Source organism: Methylobacterium frigidaeris, assembly GCF_022179185.1.
GTDB lineage: Bacteria > Pseudomonadota > Alphaproteobacteria > Rhizobiales > Beijerinckiaceae > Methylobacterium > Methylobacterium frigidaeris.
This window is the reverse complement of record NZ_BPQJ01000024.1, coordinates 15,593-42,022: the sequence shown is the minus strand read 5'-3', so window position 1 is coordinate 42,022 and position 26,430 is coordinate 15,593. Positions and strand designations below refer to the sequence as shown.

The 26,430-nt window shown below is 67.9% G+C and carries 23 protein-coding genes; 3 read left to right on the top strand and 20 right to left on the bottom strand.

The genetic code is table 11. The annotated features are described in order from the left end of the window. Position 1 precedes the first annotated feature (1 nt). The 18 genes from MFF64_RS22565 to MFF64_RS22480 form a co-directional block, all read right to left on the bottom strand. Positions 2 to 868 carry a Pvc16 family protein gene (locus MFF64_RS22565; RefSeq protein ID WP_238192458.1) on the bottom strand — a complete coding sequence of 289 codons (867 nt, stop codon included), beginning with the start codon at positions 866 to 868 and terminating at the stop codon, positions 2 to 4. Then, positions 868 to 2,964: an ATP-binding protein gene (locus MFF64_RS22560; RefSeq protein ID WP_238192457.1), complete on the bottom strand. Its 2,097-nt coding sequence runs from the start codon at positions 2,962 to 2,964 to the stop codon at positions 868 to 870. The genes MFF64_RS22565 and MFF64_RS22560 overlap by 1 nt, the downstream gene beginning before the upstream one ends. After that, positions 2,961 to 3,167: a hypothetical protein gene (locus tag MFF64_RS22555; protein WP_238192456.1), complete on the bottom strand. Its 207-nt coding sequence runs from the start codon at positions 3,165 to 3,167 to the stop codon at positions 2,961 to 2,963. Before MFF64_RS22555 ends, MFF64_RS22560 begins: the two co-directional genes overlap by 4 nt. Positions 3,168 to 3,678: 511 nt before the next feature. Next, entirely contained in the window at positions 3,679 to 4,455 is a 777-nt protein-coding gene (locus tag MFF64_RS22550; RefSeq protein WP_238192455.1) for an AfsR/SARP family transcriptional regulator, read from the bottom strand. Between the two features lie 833 nt (positions 4,456 to 5,288). Beyond that, positions 5,289 to 6,050: an SDR family NAD(P)-dependent oxidoreductase gene (locus MFF64_RS22545; protein WP_238192454.1), complete on the bottom strand. Its 762-nt coding sequence runs from the start codon at positions 6,048 to 6,050 to the stop codon at positions 5,289 to 5,291. A 118-nt stretch (positions 6,051 to 6,168) separates the two neighbouring features. Then, entirely contained in the window at positions 6,169 to 7,161 is a 993-nt protein-coding gene (locus MFF64_RS22540) for an acetamidase/formamidase family protein (protein ID WP_091754777.1), read from the bottom strand. 23 nt (positions 7,162 to 7,184) lie between these two features. Further along, a complete protein-coding gene (locus MFF64_RS22535) occupies positions 7,185 to 7,895 on the bottom strand; it encodes an ABC transporter ATP-binding protein (RefSeq protein WP_099901361.1) in 711 nt (236 codons plus the stop codon). Further along, positions 7,888 to 8,628: an ABC transporter ATP-binding protein gene (locus tag MFF64_RS22530; RefSeq protein ID WP_099901363.1), complete on the bottom strand. Its 741-nt coding sequence runs from the start codon at positions 8,626 to 8,628 to the stop codon at positions 7,888 to 7,890. Before MFF64_RS22530 ends, MFF64_RS22535 begins: the two co-directional genes overlap by 8 nt. Continuing rightward, on the bottom strand, positions 8,625 to 9,674 hold the full coding sequence (locus tag MFF64_RS22525) for a branched-chain amino acid ABC transporter permease (RefSeq protein ID WP_238192453.1): 1,050 nt from the start codon (positions 9,672 to 9,674) through the stop codon (positions 8,625 to 8,627). The genes MFF64_RS22530 and MFF64_RS22525 overlap by 4 nt, the downstream gene beginning before the upstream one ends. A gap of 11 nt (positions 9,675 to 9,685) precedes the next feature. Continuing rightward, positions 9,686 to 10,558 carry an ABC transporter permease subunit gene (locus tag MFF64_RS22520; RefSeq protein WP_238192452.1) on the bottom strand — a complete coding sequence of 291 codons (873 nt, stop codon included), beginning with the start codon at positions 10,556 to 10,558 and terminating at the stop codon, positions 9,686 to 9,688. Between the two features lie 73 nt (positions 10,559 to 10,631). Continuing rightward, the gene (locus MFF64_RS22515; protein ID WP_238192451.1) at positions 10,632 to 11,867 is read right to left on the bottom strand and encodes an urea ABC transporter substrate-binding protein; all 1,236 of its coding nucleotides are present in this window, start codon (positions 11,865 to 11,867) and stop codon (positions 10,632 to 10,634) included. 23 nt (positions 11,868 to 11,890) lie between these two features. Beyond that, positions 11,891 to 12,493 carry an ANTAR domain-containing response regulator gene (locus MFF64_RS22510; RefSeq protein ID WP_238192450.1) on the bottom strand — a complete coding sequence of 201 codons (603 nt, stop codon included), beginning with the start codon at positions 12,491 to 12,493 and terminating at the stop codon, positions 11,891 to 11,893. 32 nt (positions 12,494 to 12,525) lie between these two features. After that, positions 12,526 to 13,683, bottom strand: coding sequence for a transporter substrate-binding domain-containing protein (locus MFF64_RS22505; protein WP_238192449.1), 1,158 nt, complete (start codon positions 13,681 to 13,683; stop codon positions 12,526 to 12,528). Positions 13,684 to 14,491: 808 nt separating this feature from the next. Further along, positions 14,492 to 15,703, bottom strand: coding sequence for an HAD family hydrolase (locus tag MFF64_RS22500; RefSeq protein ID WP_238192448.1), 1,212 nt, complete (start codon positions 15,701 to 15,703; stop codon positions 14,492 to 14,494). A 186-nt stretch (positions 15,704 to 15,889) separates the two neighbouring features. Continuing rightward, positions 15,890 to 17,593: an arylsulfatase gene (locus MFF64_RS22495; protein ID WP_238192447.1), complete on the bottom strand. Its 1,704-nt coding sequence runs from the start codon at positions 17,591 to 17,593 to the stop codon at positions 15,890 to 15,892. Beyond that, entirely contained in the window at positions 17,590 to 18,510 is a 921-nt protein-coding gene (locus MFF64_RS22490) for a formylglycine-generating enzyme family protein (RefSeq protein WP_238192446.1), read from the bottom strand. The genes MFF64_RS22495 and MFF64_RS22490 overlap by 4 nt, the downstream gene beginning before the upstream one ends. Positions 18,511 to 18,709: 199 nt before the next feature. Continuing rightward, positions 18,710 to 18,979, bottom strand: a complete 270-nt coding sequence (locus MFF64_RS22485; protein ID WP_238192445.1) for a hypothetical protein — start codon at positions 18,977 to 18,979, stop codon at positions 18,710 to 18,712. A 200-nt stretch (positions 18,980 to 19,179) separates the two neighbouring features. Further along, the gene (locus tag MFF64_RS22480) at positions 19,180 to 19,584 is read right to left on the bottom strand and encodes a hypothetical protein (RefSeq protein ID WP_238192444.1); all 405 of its coding nucleotides are present in this window, start codon (positions 19,582 to 19,584) and stop codon (positions 19,180 to 19,182) included. 294 nt (positions 19,585 to 19,878) lie between these two features. Here MFF64_RS22480 and MFF64_RS22475 point away from each other — a divergent pair, with 294 nt between their 5' ends. The 3 genes from MFF64_RS22475 (at position 19,879) to MFF64_RS22465 (ending at position 22,504) form a co-directional block, all read left to right on the top strand. Continuing rightward, positions 19,879 to 20,205 carry a hypothetical protein gene (locus MFF64_RS22475; protein WP_238192443.1) on the top strand — a complete coding sequence of 109 codons (327 nt, stop codon included), beginning with the start codon at positions 19,879 to 19,881 and terminating at the stop codon, positions 20,203 to 20,205. A 123-nt stretch (positions 20,206 to 20,328) separates the two neighbouring features. Then, positions 20,329 to 21,336, top strand: a complete 1,008-nt coding sequence (locus MFF64_RS22470) for a GntR family transcriptional regulator (protein WP_238192442.1) — start codon at positions 20,329 to 20,331, stop codon at positions 21,334 to 21,336. Positions 21,337 to 21,346: 10 nt separating this feature from the next. Beyond that, positions 21,347 to 22,504, top strand: coding sequence for an ABC transporter substrate-binding protein (locus tag MFF64_RS22465; protein WP_238192441.1), 1,158 nt, complete (start codon positions 21,347 to 21,349; stop codon positions 22,502 to 22,504). Between the two features lie 52 nt (positions 22,505 to 22,556). On the opposite strand, the gene MFF64_RS22460 is transcribed toward MFF64_RS22465, so the two are convergent. Then, the gene (locus MFF64_RS22460) at positions 22,557 to 24,347 is read right to left on the bottom strand and encodes a hydantoinase B/oxoprolinase family protein (protein ID WP_238192440.1); all 1,791 of its coding nucleotides are present in this window, start codon (positions 24,345 to 24,347) and stop codon (positions 22,557 to 22,559) included. Then, a complete protein-coding gene (locus MFF64_RS22455) occupies positions 24,344 to 26,422 on the bottom strand; it encodes a hydantoinase/oxoprolinase family protein (protein WP_238192439.1) in 2,079 nt (692 codons plus the stop codon). Before MFF64_RS22455 ends, MFF64_RS22460 begins: the two co-directional genes overlap by 4 nt. Positions 26,423 to 26,430: the final 8 nt, after the last annotated feature.

Genomic DNA, 26,430 nt, shown 5'->3' with positions numbered 1-26,430 from the left:
CTCACGACAGCTCGAAGATGTGGTCCGCCGGCGGGCCGTCCGGCACGCTGACGTCGCGCTCGAGGGGGGTCAGCCCGGCTGCCGACGCCCGGATCCGGTGCAAGCCGGGTTGGAGCCCGGCGAAGCTGTAGCGGCCGCGGGAATCGGTCGTGATCTCCCGCCCGGCCGCCATCAGGCGGACGCTTGCGCCTTCGACCGGCGCGCCGCCGACGGCGCGGACGACGCGCCCGCCGATCTGGATGCGCTGCTCGGCCGTCGCCGATCCGGTCGTCAGGAAGCGCTGGATGAAGGTGATCACGAGCGGTTCGACCGGACCGTCGAGCAGGAGGTCGAGCGGCGCCGTCACGGTGAGCTGGACGGCCAGCCGCCAGGCCCGCTTCATCGTGGTCCAGAAGTCGTTGAGCGGCTGGCCGCCTTCGGGGTAGGCTGCCGAGAGATAGACGTGCGCGGCGTTGAACACGGTCCCGCCACTCGGAATGCCGAGCGCCTGCGGCACGACGTCCGGATTGCGCAGGAGGATGCGCAGCGCCTCGCCGAGCAAGCGGTGCTCGACGCCGACCGGATCGGCCGCCTGCTGGTCGCTCGCGGGGCTCCAGGCCGACACGACGTAGACGATGTCGAGATAGACCGGAGGATGCGAGTAGGACGCGCCGGTGCCGAGTTCGGTCTTGTCCCATTCGGGCCGCCGCAGGTGACGGTTCTCGCGCACGTCCGTCATGAAGATGTTCAGCACCGGCCCGCCGGCATTGACGACGAAGGCCGGAAAGCTGTCGTCGGGCGCGGCGAAGGAGAAGGCGGGCTTGGCCAGCGTCACCGGCCAGCCGGCGTCCAGGATCTCCTCGACCACCTTGTCCACCAGATCGAGCATCACGCGGCTCCCGCAGTGAGGCTGTCGCGGAGCTCCTGCTCTGCTGCGGGCTTGCCGAGCTTCTGGAATTCGCGCCGCAGCGCCGTGACGACGTCGCCCGTCACGACGTCCTGCCCGCGCTCCGCCGCGAGGAAGGAGGCGGCAATCGCGATGTTCGAGATGCTGCCGCCGCTGAGCTTGAACTGGGAGGCCAAGCGGTTGAGGTCGATGTCGCGCGGCCGCCGGTCCGGATCGGGCCAAGCCCCTTCCCAGATCCGCCGGCGGTGGGCGGCGTCAGGGAAGGGGAAGTGAATCACGAAGGCGAGGCGTCGCGTGAAGGCGTCGTCGATATTCGCTCGCAGATTGCTCGCGAGGATCGACACGCCGTCGAACTCCTCCATTCGCTGCAGCAGGTAGCTGATCTCGAGATTGGCGTAGCGGTCGTGGGAGTCCCTGACCTCGGAGCGCTTGCCGAGGATGGCGTCGGCCTCGTCGAAGAACAGGATGGCGTTGCTGTCCTCGGCGGCGTCGAAGATGCGGTCGAGGTTCTTCTCGGTCTCGCCGATGTACTTGCTCACGGTGTTCGGGAGGCTGATCCGGAACAGGTCAAGCCCGAGTTCGCCGGCGATGATTTCCGCCGCCATGGTCTTGCCGGTGCCGGAGGAGCCGGCGAAGAGCGCGTGGACGCCGCGCGCGGAGCCGGCGCGGTGGCGCTCGCTCCATCGCGACAACACGCTGTCGCGCAGCTCGACGCGCCGGCAGAGCTCGCGCAGCTGCCTCAGCGCGTCCTCGGGAAGAATCAGGTCCTCCCATCGCGCCCGAGGCGGCCTCCGGGCGGCGAGTGCGCCGATCCTCTGCCCGGTCTGGGCGCATGTCGCGGCGACGACCCGCCGAAACGCCGCGGACGGCGATGCCGCATCGGGCCGGACATCCGGCTCCGCCGCGGCCGCGACCGCCGCGGCGGTCTCGATCTGGCGGCCGGTCAGGCGGTAACGCTGCGCCAGGACACGGATCTGATCCGCCGTGAGGCCGAGGTCGTGCACGGCCAGACTCGTGGTCCAGATCGCCTGCCGGGCGGACGCGTCCGGACGCGGGACGGCGACCCTGGCAAGGCCGCGCGCGGCCCAGCCGTCCCTCAGCCAGGCCTGCTTGCCCGCGAGGAACGCGACCGCCCCTTTCCGCTCGGCCTCCGCCAGGAAGGCCGTGCAGAACGGGCAGGGCTCGCGGCTGTCCTCGTCCTCGAGCCCGTGGAGGAACAGCGCCGCGTCGCGCAAGCCCGCCTCCCGGACAAGCAGGGCAGCGATCTGAGCCGGCGGGCGGTCGGCGGGAACGGCTGTCTCGTCGATCTCGATCAGCGGCATCCCGGCGAGCCGCGCGGCCTCGGCCGCGACCCGCCGCTTGGCGAAGGGGTCGGGTCCGTCGAACCACACGAGCCGGGCGCGGACGAGCGCCGCGGACGCTCCGGCGGCGGCGTCATCATCCGTCCCGGCGCGCGCGGTTGCCGGTGCGAGGCGCACGAAGCCGGCGAGCCGCTCGTCGATCCCGCCATCCCCCGTGAGGAGGCGCAGAATCTGCGCATCGAGCGTGATCTGCGTCGTTAGCCAGTGTCCGCCGGGCTCGCCCCACGTCTGGATCATCCGCTCGGCGATCAGCGGCGCGTCGGGTGCGAATCTGCGCCGGAGCGCCAGCCGTTCGGCGGGGCCGCGCGCGATGAGATTGAGGACGAGGTCGAACGTCGGGCGCGTTCTCGCCAGATCGTCCTGCAGGAAGGCGTAGATCCGGCCGAAGCGGCTCGAAACCTCCGGCGCGAGCGCCAGCAGCAGCACGCAGGCGTCGAACGTGTCGGCTCCGCACAGCTGCGTCAGGCGCGTCTGCTCCGGAAGGTCTCTCGCCGCAGCGGCCCGGTCGACCGGCATGCGGGAGGAGCGGCACTCGTCCGAGAGAGCGCGCCGCGCCTCGTCCGGGCCCATGACCAACCCGTGAAAGGCGCCCGCCTGACCGCCCTCGTAGCCCCGCGCGACGCGCTCGACCTCGGGAGCGAGCCAGGTTTCGACATGAGCGAGCGCCTTCTCGAGCTCGGCCCAGCGCCGCTCCGATTTCTGCAACTCGACGTTCATCGCGCTTCGCCTTCGCCCGACCGGACGGCCGTCTCGACGGCGGCGTCCTCACGGACGGCCTGCCCGAGCAGGGTCCGTATCGCCCGGAACAGCCGGTCCATGCCGACGAAGCGGCGCTTGATCTCGACGCCGCTCAGATAGACGTGCCCGCGCCAATCCTCGTCCCGCGGCGGCGTGTGGTTCGGCTCGCGCCAGATCCGCACGATCAGAACGTGATCGCCGGAGACGGACGGACCCGCGCCGTCCGAAGAGGGGGAGTGGCACGTTTCGACCACAGGAGCTCACCTCGTTGACCGGGTCCAGCAGAGCCCACGCGGATCTGCCGGGCCTCGCGCGCGGCTTGTCGAGGCGGCGCGGCGCTCGGGTCTCGCGCTCGTCCGGTCATTGCTCGCGGCTCGCGGATCGGATGCGCCCGGCTCTCCGCCGCCGGCGCCGGGGATGCCGGAGGTCTCTCCGCAATCTCTATCCCGTCTGGTCTCGACGTCGCGCCACCGGGCCGATCACGGTCGGGCGGCCGCGAGCCGGTCGCGGGAGGAGATGCGGACGCGTTCGGGGGTGGGGTTCGCTCGCCGCCTTCGTGCTCGATGGCGCGGCAAGCTCGCGAATGTCCGGGCATGCCGGGAGCGACGCCCAGGTCGTGGCGGCCCTGGCGAGAGCGCAGGCGTGACGGGCTGGTTCGACCCGGAACGATCGTGCGCCGGGTCGCGGCGCGGCTCAGCCGCGGGTGCCGAACGTCTCGCTGAGGAGTGCCGGGATCCGCTCGAAGACTGCGCCGCTGCGGATCATCAGGTCGAGCGAGCGAGTCTCCGGCATCGGGTCGACGCCGCATTCCTCGCGCAAGGTCGCCCGGCATCGCTCGAACTGCCGGATGGCCTGACCGCGCTGGCCGTTCAGCGTGTAGAGCAGCATGGTCGCGCGCTGCGCGCTCTCGCGCATCGGGTCCGTCGCGAGGATCCGGCGCGCGCAGCTCAACGCGTCCTCGTAGCGGGACTGGTTCGCGGCCTGCCGCATCATCAGCGTCAGCGCGCGGACGTAGAGGACCTCGAGACGCTCGCGCTCCTCCAGCACCCAGTCCCCGTCGAACTCCTCGAGAAAGGCGCCCCCATAGAGCTCGATCGCCGGTCGGATCGAGTCCGCGCAGCTCGCCGAGAGCGCGACCTCGATATCGGTGGCGAAGCGGTGCGCGTCGACGATCGCCGGCTTGGCGATCTCCAGCACCACGTTCGGCCCGACCGCGTGCAGCGCCATCTGCCGGCCGGAGGCGCCGATGGTGCGCTTGATCTTCCAGAGCGCCGTGCTGAAGGCGGTGCGTCCCTGGTCCGGCGCGCTCTCGGTCCAGAACAGGTCGATCAGCCTGTCGCGCCGATGGCTGCGGTTGGGATAGGCGAACAGGTAGGCTGCGAGCCGCCGGCCGTTCCGGCCGAGCACCCCCGACTGGTCCCGTTGGGACTGCTCAAGGGCGAAGCACCCTAATAGACGGACCTGCAGCATGGCCGGATGCTCGATCGACCGCGGACGAAGCTCACAAGTCACGATAGTCCAGAGCCGCACCTGCCGCAATCTGGACACCTCCGAATACCCCTTGGAGCCGAAGGGAGGAGACAAAAGATCGCCGGGATGAGCTTCTGACGATTGGAGGTAGGCCGTCTACCCCCGGCGCCGGCACACCATACCCGCTTCAAACCGTGATATTTTTAGGGATTTCCATCCGACTTGCGGTCGATGCAGAGCCGATATGGCGATGGGAAAATCCGATCATGCAACCTTGTTGGCGAAGACACGCGGCAGTTCTTCCGAAGCCGCGCAAACGTCGTCCTTCGTTCCGCGGCGGTCCGCGAAGCGCCTCGATTGTCCGCGCCGAGTCCCGCCTCCTGCAGCGCGGATCGCCGTCGGGTCGGCTGCGGGGACCGAACGGGGCCCGGGGACGAGTTCCACCTCGCCGCAGCGGCCCAGAACCTCAGGAAACCCGCTAAGCTGATCCCGCTCCAGCAGCTGGGCCCGGCCCGATCGGCCGGGACCGCCCCACATTGGCGCGGTCCGCGCAGCCGATCGGTGCTCGATCCAAATCGGCCGCGAGTTTTTCAACACAATTCACCCCTGCGGTCGTTCGGTGAAGGCGGATCGCAGGTTCGCGTGTGGTCTGGAGTTCGCACCCCGTTTGTTCGGCTGTGCGCCAATTACAGACCCCCGGTTAGGGTCGTTCGGATGGCTGCTCACTGCCCAACACCAGACATTCAAGCTTTGCTGGTTGCGCTACTATTTTCGCGTTCGTTCGCGTAAGGTTATCGCATGAAGCCCTACATATTCGATGACCATGCGTACGCTCAGAACTGTACGCCCCGGGTCAGCGCACCGTCGACGACGAGGTTGGTGCCGGTGACGAAGCTCGCGGCCGGGCTCGCGAGGAATACGGCGGCGCGAGCGATCTCATCTGGGCGGGCCATCCGGCCGGTCGGGTTGAGGCGCAGAGCCTCGGCGAACAAGGTCGGGTTGCCCTCTTCGATCCTGTGCCACACCCCGCCCTCGAAATAGGTGTTGCCCGGCGACACGGTGTTGGCGCGGATGGCCTTGCCGGCGAGTTGGAAGGCGAGCCCCTGCGTGTAGTGGATCAGCGCCGCCTTGAAGGCACCGTAGGGCCCCGCCGCGAAGTCGATCTCACGGCCCGACACGCTCGAGATGACGACGATCGAAGCCGCTTTCGAGCGTTCGAGGAACGGCATCGCGGCCGCGACCGCCGCGACCGTGCCCATGAGGTCAACGGAAAAACCTGCGCGCCAGGCGGCCTCGTCGGCCCCGACCGCAAGCGCGCTGACATTCGGCACCAGGATGTCGAGGCCGCCGAGTTCTTCCGCAGCCTCCGCGATCCAGGTCTTGAGAGCCCCCGAATCGGCGACGTCGACGGCGCGGCCGGTGGCGGCGACGCCCTTGGCGCGGAGCGCCGCCACCTTGGCGGCGACCTCCTCCGAGTTACGGGCGCAGAGCGCGACGGCGGCTCCCTCCTCCGCCAGGAGGTCGGCGATGGCGCCGCCGATCCCCTTGGTGCCGCCGGTGACGAGGGCACGAAGCCCTGCGAGGCCGAGATCCATGGCGCGCTCCTTGATTTTAGAGCCCCCTCCGACCGCGTTGCAATCGAATGGTGCTACAGGTCGTTGATTTTACCGCATTTTCTTCGACGAGCCGGTATCCACTTCGTCGGACAATGCTCTAAGCCAGCGCGATCGACTTCGCTATCGAGGCGCCCAGAGTGTACTTCGGATCGACCATGTTGCCGAGCCGCACTCGCCCACACTGGGTGAGCAGCATATAGGCGTCGATTTCCTCGAAGCCGAAATCGGCTGCGAGCCAGCGCACCAGCTCGCGGTAGGCGATGCGAGCGGCATCCTCCATCGGCCGCGACGAGCCGATGGTCATGAAGAAGTCCTCCGTCTCCAGGCGCGGCCAGCGGATGGTCCAGCCCTTGATCAGGTCGATCTGCACCGTCGTGTGGGTCGGGTGTTCGACGGCGACGCCACAGAGTTCGCCGTCCCCTTGTGCGGCGTGGCAGTCGCCGAGGTAGAGCAGCGCCCCCTTGGTATTGACCGGCAGGTAGATGACCGCGCCGACGCCGACGTCGGGCAGGTCCATGTTGCCGCCGTAATAGTCAGGCTGGAGCGAGGAGATCGCCTCGATCTCCGGCGAGGTGCCGATCGTGCCGATGAACGGCTGGTAGGGCAAGGTGATGCGGTCGTTCCAGCGCACGCCGCCTTCCGCCGTGACCTCGAGCTTGCGCACCCGCTCCGGCAGTGACGGGTTGAGGAGCGCGGTGTCACCGGTGGCGACGAGGCCGCCGAACTCGGGCATGATCAGCGTCGTGCCGCACGGCTGGGGCCCGCGCGGCCGGATCGACTTGATGGCGACCGCCAGGCAATCGCCCTTCTCCGCCCCGTTGACCCAGATCGGGCCGTTCTGCGGGTTGAGATAGGGAAAGTTCAGGATCTTGGTCGGGCTGTCGGTCTCGTGGCGGATCTTTCCCTCGAAGGCGTCGTGGGTTTCCACCGTGACGACGGCGCCCGGATCGACGGTGAGCACCGGATCGACGAAGGGTCCGTAGACGTAGTGATAGCGGCCCTGCTCGGCCTCCGTGATGGTGTGCTCCGCGCCGGGCTTGCCCTTGGCCACGCCCTTCTTGGCCATGATCGACTGGTCGAGCCACTGCATGGTCGTCTCTCCCTTGACTGAACTCAGACGGCGAGGTGGCGCCGCACCAGGTCGCGGTCGTCGAGGTCCCGCGCCGTCAGCTCCGCAACGATCCGGCCCTTGTCCATGACGTAGCTGCGCTGGGCCATGGCACGGATCAGGTCGAGGTTCTGCTCCACGAACACCACCGTCACCCCGGTGCGGCGGTTGAGGTCGACGAGGGTACGGCCGATCTCCTGCACCACCGAGGGCTGGATGCCTTCCGAAGGCTCGTCGAGCAGGATCAGGGACGGGCTACCGACCAGGACGCGGCCGATCGCGAGCTGCTGCTGCTGCCCGCCCGAGAGGGTGCCGGCGCGCTGTGCCCGGCGCTCGCGCAGGATCGGGAACGGGCCGTAGGCACGCTCGATGTCGAAGGGTGTGCCGGGGGAAAGCAGCGAGGCGCCGACCGTCAGGTTGTCGGCCACGCTCATGCGCGGGAAGACGTCGCGCCCCTGCGGCACATAGCCGATGCCCAGGCGGGCGCGCTTATGGGCGGCGAGCCGCTCGACCGACTGGCCCTTGAAGGCGATGCCGCCCGCGGCCGCCGGCAGGAGGCCGATCAGGCTGCGCATCAGGGTCGACTTGCCGACACCGTTGCGGCCGATCACCGCCACGATCTCGCCGGCCCGGATGGCGAGATCGACGCCCTGGAGCACCGGCTTGCCGCCGTATCCGGCACGCAGGCCGGCGGTCGAGAGGAGCACGTCAGGCATCTTCGGTCCTCCGCGGCGCCTCGGTCTCCCCGAGATAGATCGCCGCGACCGCCTCGTTCGCCACGATCTCGTCGGTGGTGCCCTGCGCGAAGATGCGCCCGACATGCAGCACGGTGACCCGCTGGGCGATCTGGCGGACGAAGGCCATGTCGTGCTCGATCGCCAGGATCGCGACGCCGTCGCGGTTGAGCGCCTGCACCATTTCGCCGGTGGCGAAGGTCTCGGCCGGCGACATCCCGGCGGTGGGCTCGTCGAGGAGCAGCAGGCGCGGCTTGAGGCTGATCGCCATGCCGATCTCCAGCCACTGCTTCTGGCCGTGGCTGAGGGTGCCGGCCCGCTCGCCCGCGGAATCCGCGAGGTTGAGGAAGGCCAGCAGTCGCCGGATCTCGGCCCCGAGGGAGGAGCCCTCGAGGTGGTGCTGAAGCGCGATCTCGAGGTTGTGGGAGACTGTCAGACCGGGGAAGATGCCCGGCACCTGGAACTTGACGCTGAGGCCCCGGCGCACCCGCTCGAAGGGCTTCAAGGCCGTGATGTCCTCGCCGCGGTAGAGCACCTGGCCGCGCTCCGGCGTGTACTCGCCGATGAGCAGGCGGAAGAAGGTGCTCTTGCCGGCGCCGTTCGGACCGATCAGGCAATGAATCTCGCCGTCGCTCAAGCTGAAATCGACGCCGTTGGTGACGTGCAGGCCGCCGAAATGCTTGTCGAGGCCGCGCGTTTCGAGAATGGCGGTCATCGCGCCGGCGCCTTTCGGGCAAGGCGGGCGAGCCCGCGCATCAGCGCGACGACCAGGCCCTCGGGGGCGGCGAGCACCACCACGACGAGGAGCAGGCCCATCACCACCAGCGCGTACTGGCTGCCGTAGATCGTCAGCGCCTGGAACCCGCCGAGCACCACGAGCGTGCCGACGAGGGTGGCGGTCACGTCGCTCCGGCCGCCGACCGCGACCCAGATGACGGGCAACGCCGCCGCGGTGAGCCCCATGCTGGAGGGCGTGATGTACTGGCCCCAGGCCGTGTAGAGCGTGCCGGAGAGGCCCGCGAGCGCGGAGCCGATCACGAAGGCGCCGAGCTGGTAGCGGCGCACGTCGTATCCCAGCATCTCGGCCCGCTCGGGGTTCTCGCGGATCGCCACCAGGACGTTGCCGAACCGGGCATTCACCAGGATCCGCAAGGCGAGATAGGTGATCACCAGCAGGCCGAGCAGCCCGTAATAGAGCGCCACGTCGGGAAACAGCACGATGTCGCCGTCGAACCACGGCACGGTCAGGGGCGGCATGCCGCTCATGCCGTTGTAGCCGTTGAGGCGGGCCGCCCCGATGCGCCAGTCGGGCCCGGCGGTCTGCGCCATGAAGCGCTCCAGGGCGAGCGTCACCGACAGGGTGATGATGCCCAGGAACACGCCGCCGATCCGGCCGAAGAACAGGAAGTAGCCGAGCAGCGCGGCGACCCCGGCCGCGAGCGCCACCGCCAGCACCACCGCGGCGATCGTGAAGCCGTAGGCCGCGCCGACATTGAGGGTGAGCACCCCGTAGGCGTAGCCCGAGAGGCCGAAGAACGCGGTCTGGCCGAAGCTCAGCGCGCCGCCATAGCCCCAGATCAGGCACAGGCCGAGCGCCATGAACACCCAGCAGAAGAAGTAGGCGGTGTTGCCGACCGTGTAGCCGTCGGCGAAGTACGGATAGGTGATCGCGAGGGCGAGCACGATCGCGAAGGCGGCCCAGAAGGCGGGGCCGCGGCCGAGGGTCTGCGGCCCTTCGAGCCGACGCAGGAGACGACGCATCGCGAGATTCCTCATGCCCGCTCGCGGAGGATCAGGCCCGAGATCCCCCGCGGCAGGACCCGGATCACCAGGATCACCGCGACGAGGAGACCGATCTGCCCGAAGAGCTGGCCCTGCCACGAGGTCAGCACCGCCCGCACCGCGCCGAGCACGAGGGCGGCCGGAGCCGTGCCGAGGAAGATGTCGGCCCCACCCACCACCACGGTGACGAAGGCTTCCATGATGAAGGTGGTCCCCATGGTCGGCACGATCGTCATGGTCGGGGCGTACAGCCCGCCGGTGAGGCCGGCGAGCGCGGCCCCGATCCCGAAGGTCAGCGCGTAGACCTTGCGGGTGTCGACGCCGAGGGCCTCGGCCATGTGCGGCACCTGGATCGTCGCCCGCGCCAGCGTGCCGAATCGGGTGGCGTTGAAGGCGAGGTAGAGCCCGGCGAGCACGGCCAGCGCCGCGAGCATCAGCACCACCCGGTAGGTCGAGTAGGAGTAGCTGCCGAGGGAGAAGCTCCCGAGCGGCGTGCCGACGCCCGGCATGCTGGAGCCGAGCAGGATCAGCATCCCTTGCGTCGCCGCCAGGCTGACGCCCCAGGTCGCCACGATCGTGTCGAGGGGCCTCCCGTAGAGGTGGCGGATCACCAGGCGTTCCAGCACCATGCCGATCGCGCCGGCGACCAGGGCACCGGCAAGGATCCCGAGCGGCAGCGGCAGCCCGGCGCGGGTCGTCGCCACGGTCACGTAGGCGCCGCACATGATGAACTCGCCATGGGCGAGGTTGATGACGCCCATCATGCCGAACACCACCGCGAGGCCGCAGGCGGCGAGCACCAGGAACGCGAAGGCATCCCCGAGCTGGTAGAGGAAGGCGAAGGCCGGATCGAGGAGGACCATGCGGTGTTCTGCCGTCTCGCGAAAGGGGCCGGGGCGGAGTGCCCCGGCGGCGGGTCGGTTCAGGGCGCGACGGTCAGGGCTTGGGCGGGTTGCTCGGGGTGTACTGCGCCATCGGATCCTTCTTGGTCAGGTCGCAGCCCGCCTGGCCGAGCCAGTACGGCTTGATGTCGGTCCAGGTCTTGGGGAACGAGATGTCATGCTTCTCGTCGACCTTGGCGAGATAGATCGTGTGCGAGACGTGCTGGCTCTTCGGGTCGATGCAGACCTTGCCCTCGGGGGCGTCGACGCAGACGTCGCCGGCGGCGATCACTTTGCGCAGGTCGGCCCGCTTGGTCGAGCCGTTCGCCCGCTCGACCATCTGCTTGTAGAGGTAGACCGCGTGGTAGGAGTTCTCGGCCTCCTGGTTGACGTAGGGCTCGTTCGGGAATTTTGCCTTCCACTTCGCCAGGAACGCCTTGCTCTCGGGCGTGTCGACCTCCTCGATGTAATTGGTCGTCACGTACATGTTGGCGAGGCTCGGCGGCTTGAAGCGCTTGTGCTCGTAGCCCTGGCCGACATTGACCGAGGAGCCCATCGGCACCTTCAGGTTCGCGGCCGCCGCCTGCTCGTAATACGAGGCCTGGGCGGTGCCGACGAGCAGCGTCATCAGGATGTCGGGCTTGGCCTTCTGGATGTTCTGGATCGTTTGCGAGAATTGCGACACGCCGAGCGGGATGAACTCCTCGCCGACCATCTCGCCGCCGTTCTCCTTGACGATATTGCGCACCCACTCGGCCGAGATCTGGCCGAAATTATAGTCGGCCGCGATGGTGTAGACCCGCTTGCCGAACTTCTCCATCATCCAGGGGATCAGCGTCGAGAATTGCTGCTCGGGCACGGCGCCGGTCACCACCATGTGGCCGTCGCAGACGCCGCCCTCGTACTGGTTGTTGTAGAAGGCGAAGCCGTCGAGCTGGTCGACGATCGGCCGGTAGGCCTCGCGCGAGGCGGACGAGAAGCCGGCGAAGACGGCGGCGACCTTGTCGCGCTGGAGCACACGGCGCATGAACTCCTGATAGCGGGTGTTGTCGGATTGGGTGTCGTAGATCACCAGTTCCAGCTTGCGCCCGGCGATGCCGCCGGCGGCGTTGATCTCGTCGGTGGCGAGCTGGATGCCGTGGACCTTGCCGATGGTGGCGAGGGCGAAGTCGCCGGACTGGTCCTCGAGCACGCCGAGCTTGATCGGCTCGGCGGCCTGGGCGGCCGGGCCGGCGAGTACGAGGGCGGCCGCGAGGGCGGTCAGGCGGGATCCGTGGCGGGGTCTCGTCATGGTGGGCGTCCTCGTGCTGGGGTTCACTCGGGAAGGGCGATGCGCCGGGCCGGCGCCGGCACATCGGGGCGGGCCCGCACCAGGGCCTCGCAATAGTGTTCGAGCGGCAGGCGGGCGCGCATGCTGTCCCGCCGCAGGAACTCGAAGGCCGCATCGTCGTCGAGGCCGCGCTCCTGCATCACCCGCAGGATCGCCTTGACGACGTGGCGCCGTCCGCGCCGACGCTCTTCGTGGCGCGCCAGTTGCTCCTCGAGAGCGCGGCGCCGCTGATGCTCGTTGATCGTGAGATACAGGGCGGCGTAGACCGAAGCGCCGTGGATCGGCTTGCGCAGGAGACCGGTTGCGCCCAACTGCAGCAGGCCCTTGAGCCGGCTCGGCGCTTCGACGCCGACGAGACCGAGCACCGGTACCGGCGGCAGATCTGGGACGGTGCTCGCCGCGGTCCCGGGCAGCGGCAGATCGCCATCGACGATCATCAGGGCACGCTCGGGTTCAAGCGCCGCCCACGCGACTGGACAGGCGTCGTCCGCTGGCAAATTCGAAGCCACGGTCAGCCCGAGCTTCATCAGCGTTGCCACGAGCGTATCGCTCACGGTCGTCGGCGCCACGATCAGGTGGGCCTGCATCCCGCTGAAATTCTGGATGAGCCGCGGTCCCGTCACGACGGCACCACGCGCAGGCTCGGGCGCCGGAGCACCGGGGCGATGCGAGGGGCACTGCGCACCAGATAGGGGTCGGGCGCAACCGGAGCCGGCGCCTCGGCCAGGATCGTGAAGCGCGCCGCCGCGGTGGAGAGGCCGATGCGCGGCGTCAGTGCTGCATGGAGCGTCGTCTCGTCGAGGCGCACCGCTCCTTGCGGCGACTCGAAGGCGACCTCGCTGGCTGCCCGGCGAAGGGCCACGATCTCGTCGGTGCCCGCCCGCACGAGAGCTCTGGCGAGGATGTGGACGGCAATGTAGGCGGCTTCTGTATCGGCCGAGGGCGTCGGCCCGCCGGGAAACCGCGCGGCGTAAGCGTCCGTGAACGCGCGGTTGCGGTGGGTGTCGATGGACGAGAAGTAGACGCTCGAGCTGATGTGGCCGTCGACGGCTTCCGGCCCGATCGCTTCGAGTTCCGGCTCAGCGAGGCTGCAGCTCGCGACCGGAAGCTCCCGTGCCTGATCGATGCCGCGCTCGCGGCAGGCGCGCCGCAACTCTTGAAAGAAGCGGTAGGCCGAGCTTCCGATCAGAGTATTGAACACGAAATCCGGCCGCGCTGCTATGACCGCCTCGATGACCTGCCCGAACTCGGTCTCGCCGATAGCAAAGTAGCGCTCCGCCACGACCCGCCCGCCAGAGAGAGACATGGTCTCGCGCAAGATGCGATTGTTCTCCCAAGCCCAGATATAGTTCGAACCAACGCAAAATGCGGTCCGGTTACCGCGGGCGAGCAGGTGCTGAGCCAGCGGCACGATGTGCTGGTTCGGGGACGCGCCGGTGTAAATCACGTTTTCGGAGGTCTCGAAACCCTCGTAATGCGATGGGTACCACAATATTCCATCAAGTTTCTCAAATATAGGTATGATTTCCTTACGGCTCGACGAGGTGTAGCAGCCGACAACGTGGCGAATCCCAGCACGCAGTAGTTGCTCGGCACCAACCGCATAGCCGGTGATCTCGCCCTTCGGGTCGATGACCTCGGGTACAAGGGCGACTCCGAGGCTTCCCGCATTCACTTCCTCGACCGCCAAGACAGCGCCGTTCTGCATGGCGCGACCAACGAGGCCATAGGGCCCGGCGGTGGAGAACAGGATGCCGATGCAATGTCTGTCAGTCATCGGTGCCTTTGGAATGCAAAAAGCCCGCCAGCGCGAAGCGCTGCGGGCTGCATTGCCGGATGGAAGCGGGCGTTATGGCGCGGGAATGGGCATCGTTGCCCTGCGCCTCAAAAGCAGGCTCCAACGTTGCGTCGACGATGTCAAGCTGGTTTCTACGGAATGCGGATACGTCTGTCGGAGGGCGAGCGCTCGCATCCGTTGTTGGTTGTGGGCTGTCACCGGCGGAGCCGCCTATTCAGAGGTGAAGCTGTCACGCTGGGCCCAGGATACCCCAGGACCGACGGGGTGACGCATGAGCATCAAGCAGCAAAAGGCGCCTCGGCATCGCCGCACGACGCTCCCAGCAAGTGCTTTGGACCCGCCCTCCCCGACCCGGGGACATAGGGGCAGGATGGCGTAGCCACCTGACGCACTTCCTGCCCAGCTATCCGCAAAATGCTTGGGATCGCCTTCGCAAGAGCGCATGTAAACTTATTTTTTATTATATTATACGATTGTTCCGGAGAGAAAACGGTATAATCATCTCAAATGAAGCCGATGATTCCACTTAGAGCACCTATCTAAACCGTCTTCATACCTGCGATCTCAAGCACTTAGCGGGAACGATAGGGGGTCATGTTAGGGGCTCTAAGCCATTCAAGACATGGAGCTTCTGCACACGCCCGGTGGGACCCTCTCTGCGTCTACGAGGACCGGCTCTGCGTCTGCGGAGGGCAGGCCTTTGCGGCGCGACCGGCGGGATCTGGTCTTCGGCCTTCTGCCTACCATTTCCACGAAAGTTGGCGGAGCACCACCTCGTAAGGGCCGATCATACGTCGAAGGCGAAGATGCGGTTCCAGTCATTTTTCATACTAATCACCGTCCAGCCCTGCTTTCGTGCCTCGTCGTAGAGCATCGGGGTGAAGGTGCCGATCTTGCTGTCGGGCAGGCCGGTCGCCGGACCGTAAACATATTCCCGCGAAGCATCGTCATGGAGCACCAGCATCGCCAGACGAGCGCCCTGGCCTGCCCGCGTGTATTCCAGCATCTCACGGTCACCGACGGAGTTGCCGAAGGCGGCAATGGGACGTCGACCGATCATGAAGTAAATGCCTTCGACCTTGCCAGCCTTGTCGTCGTTGAGGAGCAGCTTCGGCTCCTTTGTCAGGAACGGCTTGCCATCACGGCCGTAACCGAACTTCGTCGTGCCCGCCGTGCCGACCACCTGCTCGGGCGGAATGCCATAGACCTTCGCGGCATAGACGCGGGCGAAGTCTTGCCCGCCGCCAGTGACGATGTAGGTCTTGAAGGCATTGCTCTGCAGGTATCGCAGAACCTCTTGCATCGGATGAAAAATTAATTCTGTATAGGGACGGTTCCATCGTGGATGTCGAGCAGTCTCCAGCCATCTTGAGACCTCGGACTGGAATTCCTCTACTGGCATACCCGTGAGCGTGGCGACGAGGATCTTCTCTAGATCTCGCAGAGAAAGTTTTGCTATCGCCTCGCGGTTGCCGGACAGCACGGTCTTGAAAGGCTCGATGCTCCTCAGTTCCGGCTTCTTTGCGGCCACTGCCGGGATGCGCTCCAGGCAGTAGGCGACCTGCGTATACATTGGCTGTTCGACCCAGAGAGTGCCGTCCTGGTCGAACACCGCAACCCGATCGTCCGGTGCCACGTAGGTCGGGCTCGATTGCTCGGTTGTAGCGTGCACGAAATCGAAGATCGCCTGCTTTGCCGGCCCCTCCCTCCAAGACGGCAACAACCCGCCCGGTGCTTCTGTCTGTGCGGCAGCGGGGACAAGGGTTTCTGGCAGGGTCGGCAGCAGGACTAGGGTCGCTAGCAACGAGCGGCGGTTGATGCCGTCCTGGCTTCGATCTCGCCTCATGCCTGCCTCCTCCGGTGATGGGATGGGTCTCTCGTCGCTGAACAGTGTGCCACCAAACACGACAGAGAAGATCAGAATATTATAACGCAATGGAAATATCCATAAGTGAATAATAATTTTAAATATACCGTTAGATTGCAGAAACTTACGCAATCTGCCCAACGTTGATACAAAACACTACAGACGTGCAGTTCGACTCACGCACGTAATTAGTAAAATTTCGGAAGGAGCCGGCGCAGGCAATCTGCGCGGGTCAGACCGCTCTTGCCTTTGCGATGCGCAATGGCTGCGAATGACGTCGACGACTATCGGCTCGTCCTTCGCTATCGCATCTAAGATTTACTTTCCTATCGCGGACCTGGCAGCCTGGATCTTTGCCTTCACCGCTTCGAGATTGAAGCTCGCGCCTTTCTGCATCGGTGGGAACTCAACGGCGGTCATGGCGAGCTTCTCCACCTCCTGCTGAACGAACACGAAGCGCCAGAACTCGTACAGGAACCAGCTCATGTAGTTCTGCGCTCCAGCCTTTGTCCCCTCGTCCGGCCAGCCGGTGCGCTCGAAAGGATCGAGCCGCAGGTTGGTGATGTAGGGCACGTCGGGCCTCGTCTTGTCGCCAAGCCACCCTCCGGGCTGATCGATGAAGCGGTATTTGTAGTCACCGATCCGGACCGCCCCCAGCTCGCTCTCACCGAAATACCAGACTTCGTTGCGCTTTGACGGACCCCTGCCCAGGATCATGTCCAATTGGTTGTAGCCGTCCAGATGCACCTTGTAGGTCCGGTCGCCAATCTGCTTGCCCTTCTTCAGCTCCTCGGCGATGTCGGGATTCCCCGCCGCTGCCACAAGCGTCGCGAACCAGTCGAGGCCGGAGATGACGCCGTTCTCGACCTTCCCGGCCGGTACCTTGCCGGGCCAGCGGATCATCGCCGGCGCGCGGAAGCCGCCTTCCATGACCGTGCCCTTGGACTGCGCGAACGGGGTCTGACCGCCGTCCGGCCAAGTGAAGACCTCAGTGCCGTTGTCCGTCGTGAAGATCACGATGGTGTTGTTGTCGATCCCCAAATCCGTCAGCTTCTTCATCATCGCACCGACGACATCGTCGAGCTGCGCCATGCCAGCTTCCTGGATGCTCCAGCCATTCTGGGAATTGCGCATGCCCTGGTACTTCGGCGACAGATGCGTCGTAACGTGCATGCGGGTCGGGTTGAGCCAGACGAAGAACGGCTTCCCGTCGGCCTTCGCCTTGTCGATGAACCCGAGCGCCAAGTCGCGAATCTCCTCGTCCACGGTCTCCATCCGCTTCGGGTAGAGCGTGCCGGCATCCTCAATGCGCTGCTTACCGACCTTGCCCCACCGCGGGTCTATCGTGGGATCGTCGACGTTCGTCGCCCAGGAATGGACCATGTTGCGCGGGCCGACCCGGTTCAGCAACTCCTGCGGATAGGCGGGATGAGCCGGGTCCTCCATCGCGTCGAGGTGGTAGAGATAGCCGAAGAACTCGTCGAAGCCGTGCACCGTCGGCAGGAACTCGTTCTTGTCGCCCAAGTGGTTCTTGCCGAACTGGCCCGTGGCGTAGCCCATGCCCTTCAGCGCGGTGGCGATGGTCACCGCCTCCGCCGGAATGCCGATGGGTGCGCCGGCCTGGCCGACCGTGGTCATGCCCGTGCGGATCGGCAGCTCGCCGGTGATGAAGGCCGCGCGCCCCGCCGTGCAGCTTGCCTCGGCATAGTAGTCGGTGAACAGCATGCCCTCGGCGGCGATCCGGTCGAGATGGGGCGTCCGCCCGGCCATCATGCCGCGGTGGTAGGCGCCGATGTTCCAGATGCCGATATCGTCGCCCATGATGACAAGGATGTTCGGCCGTTGCCCCGTTGCCGGCTGCGGCTGCGGCTGCGGCTGCGGCTGAGCGAGCGAGGTTTCCGAACCCGTCACCAACGCAGCGGTCGCGAGGGCCGACGTGCCCGTGAGGAGGATGCTGCGGCGGCTGAGGGGGGTGCCCGGTCCAGGGTTCACCCGATCCGCATCGTGCGTGTCACCACTCATGGCAGGTCCCCTCTTACGACGCATCGGAAGCCGACGTGGCTCATGGAGGTATCGACCGGCTGCGCGTGGCGGGCCGCGGGCCGGCAGCGGCGGCAGTAGGTGGGGGCGCAGAGATGCGAGCCGCCCTTCACGACTTTCCAGGGAATCCCGCTCCGCGGGTGGTGCGGGTCGCCGCTGTCGGCCTCGCGACCGCCACGGGGGGTCCTCGGAATGCAGCAGGCCTTCGGAGCATCGTCGGAATGTCGCGATGCGTACCAGTCGGGAGTCCACTCCCAGACGTTGCCGATCATGTCGACAAGTCCGTAGCCGTTTGCCGGGAAGGACCCGACGGGGGAGGTGCGCGCAAGGGCCGCCGGAGAGAGGTTCCAATGCGGAAACTCGCCCTGCCATGTGTTCGCCATGCGGCGCCCGCCGGATGCGAACTCGTCACCCCAGGCGAATGCGGCACCGTCGAGCCCGCCGCGCGCAGCGACCTCCCACTCGGCTTCGGTCGGCAGCGCCTTGCCGACCGAGGCGGCGTAGGACGCCGCATCGTTGTACGCGACGTGAACGACGGGATGGTCGTCGAGGCCCTTGATCGAGCTGCCCGGGCCGTAGGGGTGGCGCCAGTTCGCGCCTCTCAGGAGCACCCACCACTGGCTGTAATCGCGCAGGTCGACAGGTCGGCGCGGGGGCACGACCACGAGGGAGCCCGGGAACCGCAGTTGAGACAGCGCGTCGGGGTAGTCCTCCGGCTGTGGCGGGATCTCCGCGACGGTGCAATGGCCCGTGGCGCGCACGAACCGTCCGAACTGCCGGTTCGCGACCGGGGCGTCGTCGATCCAGAAGCTGTCCACGGTCACGCGATGGACAGGCGCCTCCTCAGGGTAGTGCTTGGCCGACCCCATGCGGAAGGTCCCGCACGGGATCCGGCGCATGCCCGGACGAGCCTCGGGCTTCGCCGCGGGGCCAGTCTGGGCAGCGAGTCCGGTCGACCTGCTCAGGTTCCTTCGGTTCTGTGCATCGTCCCCACCCGCGTCGTTGACGCGCAATGGCGGAACGAGCGCGCTCCCGACCGGACGCCGGGCTGCGCCTCGGCGCGACGGAATTCGCGAGGGTCCGGGCATCATCGCCGGTCTACATCTGCAGGCACGTGAGCAGGGCGACGTAGCTCGGCGGCCCCCCGATGCGCGTCTCCTGGGCACAGGTGTCGCGGCGATGCGCGTCGAAGCCGGCCCATTGCTGCTCGACTTGCGTCAGTGCTTGTGCCTCGTCCCTGAGGCAATCCCGGTCCACGTTGCCTGCTCCTCCTGCGAGGGCGGGCGCCGCGCGGCACGTCGCTTCGATGTTGTAGCGCGGAACCTCGTCTGCAAAGGCCGCCGAGGCCGACAGCAGAAGAAGCAGCAAGCTTGTGGTCCCGTGTCATCGCAGGCTCTCGACTTGATCCACCGGAGCGTGATCAACGGCATTCGTTCGATCGGCCAACGGCACACCGTCGCCGCTTATCGCCCTTTACGGTCTTGCCCGGCCTCAGCAGGGCCGCGACGACCGCTCGAGCGACCCGCGCGGCCCCTGCGCGCGCGGGATGCGTTTGTGCTGGCCGGTCCTCATGGACGGATGACACGCACGATTCTGCGAGAACCCAGGTCGACGATGACCGCCTTGTCATCGGGAGAGATGAAGTAACCGTAGTAGCCGACCGGGTTCAGACCTTGGACCGAGACGTTCTGAAACGAGCCGATCTGGACCCAGTCTGGAATCGAGCTTCCGATCCCGACCCTCGCTCCACGCCCGTTTGCTCCGGTATAGCGAGGCCCGGCGTAGAACAGGGTTTGGACAGAGCCGGTCTGGTTGCCGGACATGAGCACGCCTTGATCGGCGAGGTACGGATTGACTCGCACCATCAGGGGCTGGGCCAGCGCGACGGAACTGTTGAGAACGCCTGCCATCGCGAGGCTCATTCCACCGGTCAGGCATGTCATTGCTGTCCTGCGCGCTGATGTGAACGACATGGCTCCGCTCCTGTAGATTTCCTCTGCGTGCCGAGACGGGCGTGTGAGCGGTTACTATAAACCAGCCAGGCAAGCTTACTTGATCGTATGAGACATCTTTCAGCGTTGCCGTAACAATGCGCGGCGACCCTGCAAACCGACTCCGTCTACCATATTGTCAAGCTGCACATCAGCGCCGCAACTATGCGTCCTGTCGATGCAAGATCAAGCCGCCGCTTCAAGCAAAGCGCAATCTTTCCTAGCGCGCCGGCCCGGCCTACAGAACGATATTTTAGAATAGAACAACGTTTATTCATGCGCCGCGCAAGTCGCATCAATCAAACGGAAATTGTCATTGGCAAAAAAGCACTCACCTGTTCAGCGGCGCTGGCGCGGCCCCTGGCGATGAGAGTTGATCCGCACCGTGCTGATCAGAGCTACGACCCGACACGGCTCTGCCTCGGACGGTTCTCACGATTCACCTCTCCCGGTTACGGCTACCGACCCTTCGGCGCGGATCCGGAGGGTTTTCAGCGATTCCAGCCCCTGATGGTGTCCTCAGACTTGATCGGCTTCACGCTCGATCGCGCCTGGCCGTACAGGTTTCCTCTCCGGCCTGGTGGCGGCCACCTGACGGGCTGACGGGCGCGCCCGATCTTGGTAGGTGAGCCGGAGAGGCCCGCTCCCGGTCTTGCCGGCTCTCGCGCATCGCGCGACGCTCCCGGCACGAAGGGGCCGTGCCCACCCCGCCAGCTGACGAGGCCCATGTCGACCCGGGAGACGCCTGCGCTCGGCAAGGGCTATTACGAGCTGGTCCGGACGGTCCTGGCGGAGAACATCCGCACGGGCCGGATTCCGCCTGGAACCCGCCTCTACACGGCGGCGGTTGCGGACCGGCTGGGCTTGAGCCCCTCGCCGGTGCGTCGCGCCCTCGATGGGCTCGCGGCGGAGGGAATCCTGGCGGTGCATCCCCAGCAGGGCTACGTCGTCGGCATCGCCCTCCCCGAGGCGTCGCCAGGGCGCGAGAATCTGCACCGGCTCGACCTCGACCTGTCCCTGCTCGAGACCGGCCGGTCCACGCCCCTGGCACCGCGTTGGGAAACCATCCTCGAGGAAGTCGAGGGCGCCGTGCTCCGGACGATCCCGTTCGGCACGTTCCAGATCTCCGAGGCCGGCCTGTGCGAGCATTTCGGTGTCAGCCGCACCATCTCGCGGGAAGTGCTGGCGCGGCTCAACGGCCAGGGCCTGATCGAGAAGAGCCGCTCGTCACACTGGATCGTCGGCCCCCTCTCGGCCCGCACCCTCGATGAGATGCACGAGATGCGCCGCCTTTTGGAGCCGCAAGCCCTGTGCGGGGCGGCGCCGCGCCTCGAACCGGGTGTCCTGACGGCGATGGCGCAGGAGCTGGAGCGGCTCTGCGCGGGCGGTGGTCGGGGGGACTCCACCGAGATCGACGCCATCGAGACGGCCCTCCACCGCGACCTGATCGCGGCTTGCCGCAACCGTCGGATGATCACGACGATCCATGGCCTGCAGGTCGCGCACGTCGTCGATGCACTGTTTCGCGCCCATATCGGGGTGCACGACGTGGGCGCGATCATCGACGAGCACCGGATGGTCGTCCTCCACCTCCTCGGGCGCGACGCCGAGGGCGCGGCCCAGGCCTTGCGCCGCCACCTCGACCTCGACCACCAGCGCGTCCGGGCCCGCCTGAAGGTCCTGTCGATCTTCGACGCGCCAAACGATCTTCCGTACCTGATCCGGATCCACTGAGAGGCCCGCCGTGCCGTCCTCCCGCCCCCGGCTGCGCGTCGTCGCGCGGCGCGAATTCGTACCGACGCCGCTGCGCGAGGAGGCCGCCCGGGCGCTCGCCATCGACATCGACTTCGCGGTGGTGGATTCCCTCGACGGCCTGCGCCGCGTCGTGACGGCGCCGGAGAGCTTCGACGTCTACCATCAGTGGCACACGGTCGACCTGATCTGGACCTCGCGGGCGATCCGGCCGATCACCCTCGACCGCCTGACCTGCGCGGCGGAGCTGAGCGCCCTCGCCCACCCGCCTCTCGACGCGCAGGCACCGCCCACCGTCACGGGCAAGCTGTTCGTGCAACCGGACGGGGAGCTGGGTCCGCGCCCAAGCGACCGGGTGTCGATGCTGCCGGTCCTGCGCGGCATCGATGCCTTCGCCTACCAGCCGGCCCTGCGCGACCTGATCGGCCCGGACGCGCCGGAGAGCTGGGGCTGGCTCTTCGACGACCGCCTGAGCGGACGGGTCGGTCTCCTGTCCGACCCGGTGCTCGGCATGATCGAGGCGGCGCTCGCTACCGAGGCGTCCCAGGGTGTCGCCTTCGGCGACATCGGCAACCTCGCCATCGAGGAGATCGACCACGTTGCCGACACCCTGATCCAGCTGAAGAAGCGGGGGCATTTCCGCGGCGTGTGGTCGAATTACGAGGAGGCCGCTCGATTGATGCAGCGCGGCGCCCTGATCCAGAGCATGTTCACCCCTGGCGCCACCCGGCTGCGGCGGGAGAAGATGGAGGTCGCGGTTGCGAATCCGGTCGAGGGCGGGCGGGGCTGGCACTCCGACCTCTGCCTCTCGGCCGCCGCCGACGGCGAGACCCTGGACGCCGCCTACGCCTACCTGAACTGGTGGGCGGGGGGCTGGCCTGGCGCCTGCCTGTCGCGCCAGGGTTACTACGCCTTCCTCCCCGAGCGGGCGCGGGCCTTCCTGTCACCGTCGGAGTGGGATTACTGGTACGAGGGCCTGCCCGCGGCCACGGCCCTGCCGGACCCGTTCGGCCTTCCCGCGATCCCGGCCGGGCACCTGCGCGAGGGGGGCTCCTACGCCGCTCGCATGGCGCGGGTGCGCGTCTGGAACACCTTCATGGACGAGCACGGCTACCTGGTGCGCCGCTGGCGGGAGTTCCTGGAGGCGTGACGAGGCGGCGGCGGTTCACCGCCGGATCGTCCGGCCGGCGGCGACCGGCCGCTCACGAGGGCGGGGAGACGATCCGCCGCCCGCGCTCGGCCCGCGTCGCCGCCTCGTCGAGCCCCGCCGGCATCGCGGCGACCCCGTAATCGGCGAAGGCCGCCTCCGGCCCGAGCAGGCCCTCGCGCAGGTCGTGCAGCACCGCCTCGGGGTCGCGCGCCAGGGGATCGCCGTAGCCGCCGCCGCAGGGGCCGAGGCAGACCAGCCGGTCGCCGGCCTTCGCCTTCAGGTAGGGGATCTTGGAGACGAGGGCGCGGGGCGCGCCGTCCGCCGGCACCAGCGTGACCGAGGCGGTGAGCCCGTCCGCGCCGCCGTCATGGCCCCAGGGCCGGTGGCTGTGGCCGTCGCCCTCCATCGAGAAGCCGCCATCGGACAGGAAGGTGAATTCCCGCACCGTGCCGATGCCGCCGCGCCAGCGCCCGGGCGCCACCGCGTCCTCGCGCAATTCGTAGCGCGTGACCCGCAGCGGCAGGTGCATCTCGATGTCCTCGATCGGGTTGTTGCGGGTGTTGGCGTAGAGCGTGTCGACCGCATCCATGCCGTCGAGGCCCTGTCGCCCGCCGTAGCTACCTTCCAGGATCTCCATGTGGACCCAGTGCCGGCCGTCCTTCAGGCCGGAGAACGAGGCGACGCGCAGGTTGCCGATGCCCGCCGAGACCCGATCCGGCGCGACCTGGGCCAGCGCCTTCATCACCGTGTCGGCGAGCTGGTTGCCCGGACAGAACCGGGCGATCACCGGGGCCGGGAAATCCGGGTTGGCGAGGCAGCCCTTCGGCGCCACGATGCGGATCTGCCGGGTGAGCCCGGCATTCTGCGGGATGTGGCCGAAGGTGACGCTGTCGAGCAGGATCGAGCGGACGGTCAGCCAGATCGCGCAATCCACCGTGCCCTCGAAGGGCATGTTGATCGGCTTGTCGGGGAGCTGCGGCGCGGTACCGGTGAGGTCCACCTCGAGGGTGTCGGCGGCGATGCGCAGGGTGACGACGAGCGGCAGATCGCGGCGGCCCGGGTCCGGATCGTCGAGGTAGCCGTCGAGATGGGTGACCGCGCGGTACTCGCCGTCGGGGAGCGCCCGGATCGCCTCGCGCATCAGCCGCTCGGAATAGGCGATGAGGTCGTCGTGGGCGGCCGTGATCGCGGCGAGGCCCCAGGTCTCGATCAGTTCGCTGAAGCGCGCGGCGCCGATCCGCGCCGCCATGATCTGGGCCTCCATGTCGCCGACCACGAGCTGCGGCGCGCGGAGATTGGCCTCCAGGATCTGCCAGACCGGATCGACCCGGCGCCCGGCCTCGTAGACCTTGATCGCCTTGAACTGCAGGCCCTCGGCGTAGGTGTCGACCGCATCGACGATGCCGCAGCTTCCCGGCGTCAGCGCGCCGATGTCGAGGTGGTGCGCCGTGGTGACCGAGAAGCCGACGAGCGCGTCCTGATGGAAGACCGGCACGCAGAAGGCGACGTCCGGACCGTGGCTCGCCCCGCCATAGGGGTCGTTGTGCATGATCACGTCGCCGGGCCGGATCGCGTCGCCGCGTCCCGCCACGACCTTGAGGATGTGGCGGACGTAGCCCGGGATCGGCCCCGATTGCAGCGGCGTCGACATCCGGCACTCGCAGAGCTGGCTGCCGGTCGGATCGGTCAGGGCGGCGCCGAAATCCTCTGATTCGCGGATGATCGACGAGTGGCTCATCCGCATGAGCTTGTGGCCCATCTCGACCGCGATGGTCTCGAGCGCCCCCTGGATCACCGCGGCGGTCACGGGGTCGATGGCGGTGGTCGGATCGGGCGCGGTCATGCGGCGTCTCCCAGGGTGATGACGAGGCTGCCGGAAGGGTGCACGCCGGCGCGGGCCCCGGGCGGCACCAGGGTGGTGCTGTCCTGCTGGACGATGATGGCGGGGCCCGCCACGGCCGCGCCGACCGGCAGAGCCTCGCGCCGGTAGAACGGCGTGTCGCAGGGCGTGAGCCGGCCTCCGATCCGGAACAGGCAGCGGCCCCGGCGCAGCTCCGCGGCGTCGAGCGAGCCGCCCGCCGGCGCGGCGAGGCCGGGCAGCTTGCGCAGCAGGCCGGTGCCGGCGACCCGGATGTTGACGATCTCGATCGGGCTGCCCGGGAAGGCGTGGCCGTACTCGGCGGCGTGCCTGTCGTGGAACGACCGCCAGACCGCGTCGAGCCCCGCCGCGTCGAGGGCCCCCGAGGGAAAGTCGATCGAGAGCTCGTAGCCCTGGCCGAGATAGCGCAGGTCGCCGGTGCGGGTGGTGCGCACCCGCTCCGCCGGCACCCGGTCGGCGGAGAAGAGCCCGGCGAGCTCGGCCTCCATCGCGGCGAAGCCCTCCGTCAGGCGGGCGATGTCGAGGCTGTCCGAGACCTGGAACTGGGTGCGGATCGCATCGTACTTGAGATCCGTGGTGAGGAGCCCGAGCGCCGAGGTGATGCCCGGATAGGGCGGCACGATCACCTCCGGGATCGCGAGCATCTGCGCCACCGCCGCGCCGTGGAGCGGACCGGCCCCGCCCATCGCCATCAGGGCGAAGCCGCGCGGATCGAGGCCCTTCTGGACCGTCCGGGAGCGGATCGCGTTCGCCATGTTGGCGTTGAGCACCGTCAGGATGCCCTCGGCGGCCTCGTGCAGCGGCAGCCCGAGGCGGCCGGCGAGATCCCCGACGACCCGGACCGCCGCCTCGGGATCGAGGCGCAGGTCCCCGGCGACGAAATCCTCCGGGTCGAGATGGCCGAGGACGACGTGGGCATCCGTCACCGTCGGCGCGTCGCCGCCCTTGCCGTAGGCGGCGGGGCCCGGCACGGCGCCGGCGCTGCGCGGGCCGACCCGGAAGGCGCCGCCCCGGTCGAGATGGGCGATCGAGCCGCCGCCGGCCCCGATCGTGTGCACGTCGATCATCGGCAGGAGCAGGGGAAAGCCGGCGAGCGCCGTCGAGCGCGCGTCGGTCTCGGCGAAGCGGCCCTCCCGGATCAGGCTGATATCCGCCGAGGTGCCGCCGATATCGAGGGTGATGAGGTCGTGCCGGTCCATCCGCTCGCCGACCCAGCGGCCGCCGAGCACCCCGGCGGCGAGGCCCGAGAGCAGCGTCAGGGCCGGCTTCTCGCTCACCATCCGGGCGGTGGCAGCGCCTCCGTTCGAGGCCATGATCCGCAGCTCGCCGGTGACGCCGAGCCGCGCCAGGGCGGATTCGAGGTTCGCGATGTAGCGCCGGACCTTCGGGCCGATGGCGGCGGCGAGCGCCGCGGTGGTGAAGCGCTCGAACTCGCGGAATTGCGGCGAGACGGACGAGGAGGTGGTGACGAAGGCCTCCGGCATCACCGCCTCGACGATGGCGCGGGCGCGCTCCTCGTGCGCCGGGTTCAGGAACGAGAACAGGAAGCAGATCGCGACCGCCTCGACCCCTTCCGCCTTCAGCTCCTCGGCGGCGCGGCCCACCCCGGCCTCGTCGAGGGGCACGAGTTCCGCCCCGGTCGGCGGGACGAGGCGTCCGGCCACGGTCTTGCGGTGCCGGCGGGCGATCGGCGGGCGGCTCTGCCAGGGCAGCTCCTGCCGGATCGAGTAATGCTCGACCCGCTGGTGGCGCCCGATATGCAGGATGTCGCGAAAGCCCGCATTGGTGATCATCCCGGCCCGGGCGAGCTTGTTCTCCAGAACGGCGTTGGTCGCGGTCGTCGTGCCGTGGAAGACGTAGGCGATCTCCCCCGGCTCGGTCCCGGCCCGGGCGCACACTTCGCGCACGCCCTGCACCACGCCCTCGGACGGGTCGTGCGGGGTCGTCGCGACCTTGTGGATGACGACCTCGCCGTTTCCGACGTCGCACAGGGCGAGGTCCGTGAACGTGCCGCCGACATCGACACCGATCGTCTTCATCAGGCCTC

Excerpts from the sequence above, each read along its gene's own strand:
- MFF64_RS22565 (WP_238192458.1), bottom strand. The coding sequence starts at position 868 with ATGCTCGATCTGGTGGACAAGGTGGTCGAGGAGATCCTGGACGCCGGC.
- MFF64_RS22560 (WP_238192457.1), bottom strand. The coding sequence starts at position 2,964 with ATGAACGTCGAGTTGCAGAAATCGGAGCGGCGCTGGGCCGAGCTCGAG.
- MFF64_RS22550 (WP_238192455.1), bottom strand. The coding sequence starts at position 4,455 with ATGCTGCAGGTCCGTCTATTAGGGTGCTTCGCCCTTGAGCAGTCCCAA.
- MFF64_RS22545 (WP_238192454.1), bottom strand. The coding sequence starts at position 6,050 with ATGGATCTCGGCCTCGCAGGGCTTCGTGCCCTCGTCACCGGCGGCACC.
- MFF64_RS22540 (WP_091754777.1), bottom strand. The coding sequence starts at position 7,161 with ATGCAGTGGCTCGACCAGTCGATCATGGCCAAGAAGGGCGTGGCCAAG.
- MFF64_RS22535 (WP_099901361.1), bottom strand. The coding sequence starts at position 7,895 with ATGCCTGACGTGCTCCTCTCGACCGCCGGCCTGCGTGCCGGATACGGC.
- MFF64_RS22530 (WP_099901363.1), bottom strand. The coding sequence starts at position 8,628 with ATGACCGCCATTCTCGAAACGCGCGGCCTCGACAAGCATTTCGGCGGC.
- MFF64_RS22525 (WP_238192453.1), bottom strand. The coding sequence starts at position 9,674 with ATGCGTCGTCTCCTGCGTCGGCTCGAAGGGCCGCAGACCCTCGGCCGC.
- MFF64_RS22520 (WP_238192452.1), bottom strand. The coding sequence starts at position 10,558 with ATGGTCCTCCTCGATCCGGCCTTCGCCTTCCTCTACCAGCTCGGGGAT.
- MFF64_RS22515 (WP_238192451.1), bottom strand. The coding sequence starts at position 11,867 with ATGACGAGACCCCGCCACGGATCCCGCCTGACCGCCCTCGCGGCCGCC.
- MFF64_RS22510 (WP_238192450.1), bottom strand. The coding sequence starts at position 12,493 with ATGCAGGCCCACCTGATCGTGGCGCCGACGACCGTGAGCGATACGCTC.
- MFF64_RS22505 (WP_238192449.1), bottom strand. The coding sequence starts at position 13,683 with ATGACTGACAGACATTGCATCGGCATCCTGTTCTCCACCGCCGGGCCC.
- MFF64_RS22495 (WP_238192447.1), bottom strand. The coding sequence starts at position 17,593 with ATGAGTGGTGACACGCACGATGCGGATCGGGTGAACCCTGGACCGGGC.
- MFF64_RS22490 (WP_238192446.1), bottom strand. The coding sequence starts at position 18,510 with ATGCGCCGGATCCCGTGCGGGACCTTCCGCATGGGGTCGGCCAAGCAC.
- MFF64_RS22480 (WP_238192444.1), bottom strand. The coding sequence starts at position 19,584 with ATGTCGTTCACATCAGCGCGCAGGACAGCAATGACATGCCTGACCGGT.
- MFF64_RS22475 (WP_238192443.1), top strand. The coding sequence starts at position 19,879 with ATGCGCCGCGCAAGTCGCATCAATCAAACGGAAATTGTCATTGGCAAA.
- MFF64_RS22470 (WP_238192442.1), top strand. The coding sequence starts at position 20,329 with ATGTCGACCCGGGAGACGCCTGCGCTCGGCAAGGGCTATTACGAGCTG.
- MFF64_RS22460 (WP_238192440.1), bottom strand. The coding sequence starts at position 24,347 with ATGACCGCGCCCGATCCGACCACCGCCATCGACCCCGTGACCGCCGCG.
- MFF64_RS22455 (WP_238192439.1), bottom strand. The coding sequence starts at position 26,422 with ATGAAGACGATCGGTGTCGATGTCGGCGGCACGTTCACGGACCTCGCC.